The 2730-nt window shown below is 63.5% G+C and carries 3 protein-coding genes; 2 read left to right on the top strand and 1 reads right to left on the bottom strand.

Annotation, left to right across the window (positions count from 1 at the left end; all coding sequences use genetic code 11):
• Positions 1–886 (bottom strand): HAMP domain-containing protein (locus Q8Q88_RS07120; RefSeq protein ID WP_305674505.1); only part of this gene is annotated, 886 nt, incomplete at its 3' end.
• A gap of 366 nt (positions 887–1252) precedes the next feature.
• Here Q8Q88_RS07120 and Q8Q88_RS07115 point away from each other — a divergent pair.
• Positions 1253–2242, top strand: a complete 990-nt coding sequence (locus Q8Q88_RS07115; protein ID WP_305674504.1) for an AraC family transcriptional regulator — start codon at positions 1253–1255, stop codon at positions 2240–2242.
• Between the two features lie 221 nt (positions 2243–2463).
• A partial coding sequence (locus Q8Q88_RS07110) for a heme NO-binding domain-containing protein (RefSeq protein ID WP_305673548.1) occupies positions 2464–2730 on the top strand: 267 nt, incomplete at its 3' end.

Genomic DNA, 2730 nt, shown 5'->3' with positions numbered 1-2730 from the left:
GCTCGGCCTCGGCCAGGTTTCGCTGCTCCTCGGCGGCGGTTTCGGCGGCCCGCAGTTTCAGGGCGTTGTCCTTGAACACCTGCACCGTCCTGGCCATGGCGCCGATCTCGTCGCGACGGCCCTGACCCTCGACTTCGACCCGCAGGTCGCCGCCGGCCAGGGTCTCCATCCGTTCACCCAGGCGTCCGAGAGGCCGGGTGATCTTGGTCAAGGTCATCCAGATAGAGGTCGCCACGCCCGCCAGGATCGCCAGCAGGCCCACGATCACCATGGACCAGACGGCTTGGCTGGCCGCCCGGTTCAGCGCCTCGGCCTTGCTTTTGTTTTCCGCAATCAGGGCTTCGTTGAACGCGACTAGGTCCTTTACGAAGGTCGTGATTTGGCGATCGACCTGGACCATCTGCCTGACGCCGCCGGCCATTGCGTCCAGCTCCGCGGGTGTCAGCCGGCTCCCCCGCTCCAGGCCGGGCGTCGCCAAGCCGACGGCGAGCGGCCCTTGGGCGTCGGAGACGATGGCGTCGAAACGGGCCCTGAAAGCGGCATACTCAGCGGCCTTGGCCGGGTGTAGTTGCGCCGCTTCGTCGAGGAAGCGGTCGCCGGCCTTCGCGGTGGCTGCGACATCCTCGAGCGCCGCCTTGGCGTCAGCGCTGTCGCCCTCATAGTTGATGACGCGATAGACGTCGTAGGCAACCTGGTTGGCCGCCCGGGCGGCCCGGATGCCGCGCGCCGCCGCGGGATCGGCATGCTCGACGAGGTCGCTGGAGCGCCGCCCCATCTCGACCAGTCGAACCGCACCGAACGCGACCACGCCGGCGAACAGTAACGCCATGCACAGCAACGGAACCAACGACTTGTTGGTCAGCTTCAGGTTGTCGAGAAACGACATCGCTTGGATATCTCCAGAATATTGCGTGGCGCCGAACACCCTTCACTGGGGTGGCGCCAGGCCCGCCTGAACCCGCCCAAGGTTAGGATTTTCGTACGGATTCAGATATTTATATTGAACATTAGGTAATGGTAAATATTCGCGATCAGCTGCTAGCCCCGAGCCAGGAAGCGGTATTTCGTTGCCGAACAGGGATACTTGGCTCCAGAATCGGATATTCTAGGTTGCAGTTGGCGGTCAGAACCTTGTCGACACTCGGGATCGCCGCCCGCGCGTAAGGTTACCCCGGCGTCGCCGTTGACCTTTCAACAAGCTCAGCCCTTTGGGCGGAGGTGACGGCGGTCGTGAATTGGAACCCTCGCCGACATGCATCGCAAGACCCGAGAACGGGACTTTACCCGGATCGTTAGCGATGACGCTGACGAGTTGTCGGGAATTCTCTCCAGGCAGATGGCGGAGGTCCGCGTTCGCCCACTCAACCATCGGCGCGATATTCGTTTCCAGACGACGGTCTACTACTTCGACTTCTTCTTCGACTCGCTGCTCCCGACGGGAGCGATCTTGGACACGATCGAGGGCTCCGGCCTGGATCTCTACTGCCTGTATCTCGGCCTGAGCGGCTCGCTCGAATTGAGAGAGGGCTCCAGACGAACGCGGTCCACATCGGACTCGGCGTGCTTGGGCGATCTCACCTTGTGCTCGCGCAAGACCTTCTCCGAGCAAAGCGAGCTGCTGGCGATCGGCGTAGGGCGGACCGAGATGGCCGCACACCTGGCCGACCTGATCGAGCGTCCGGTTCAGGGGCCGCTCGATTTCGCGCCGAGCGTGAGCCTGACCGCAGGCGTCGGCCCAGCGATTTCGGCGCTCGCGATCGCGCTGAGAGCCGGCCTTGCAAACGACGCGCCCTTGCTCAAGTCCCCGATCGCCATGAAGCGATTGAAGGACACGATGATCGCGCTGTTGCTCGAGAACGTTCCCCACCGCTTCTCCGCCGACCTTCGGCGGCCGATGGGCAGCGCGTCCCCCTACTATGTAAAGCGGGCGATAGAGTTCATGTGGGCGAACGCCTCGCGACCGCTCTCCGCCGCCGAGATCGCTGCTGAATGCGGCGTCGGCGTGCGCGCTCTGAATTCGGGTTTCCAGAGTTTCAAACACATGCCGCCGATGACCTACCTGCGCGAGATCCGGCTCACTGGGGTTCGCCAGGACCTGCAGGATTCCGTCACGATCGCCTCGGTCACCGATATCGCTTTGAAATGGGGCTTCACCCACCTCGGCCGATTTTCCGCCCAGTATCAAAGCCGCTTCGGCGAACTGCCGTCGAAGACCTTGCGGCAAGGCGCCCGGCGACGGTGATGGCGGCGCCCCGCCGTCCTAGCCCCCTCGCCCCCTCGCCCCCTCGCCCCCCGCGGTTGCACCACGCGATGGGACATCGATCGTCTAGACCAAGAACAGTCCGCCTCTTCACACCAGCCTGCGACATTAGCGCACGGGACCTCTCAGTCGTGTGCTCAGCACTCTTTCTTCACCCGCATGGGTTTAGCTTGGGCGCAAAGCAAGCTGTGGGGTGAAACGACATGAAGGGGATAGTCTTTACCGAACTGGTCGAGATGGTGGAGGGCCGTTTCGGGCTTGAGACCGCCGACGTCATGCTTGATCCCCAGGGGCTGGCCTCCGGCGGCGTCTATGCGGCGACCGACACCTACGCCCATGACGAGATCGTCGTGCTGCTGGGCCGACTTTCCGCCTCGACCGGCTTGTCGGTGGCTGAATTGTTGTACGCCTACGGCGATCATCTCTTTGACCGTCTGCGAAGCTTGTTCCCCCCCTTCTTCGAGGCGCCG

The sequence above is a fragment of the Phenylobacterium sp. genome (genome assembly GCF_030697925.1).
GTDB lineage: Bacteria > Pseudomonadota > Alphaproteobacteria > Caulobacterales > Caulobacteraceae > Phenylobacterium.
The sequence above is the reverse complement of the archived record's forward strand: the minus strand, read 5'-3'. Positions and strand labels throughout refer to the sequence as shown.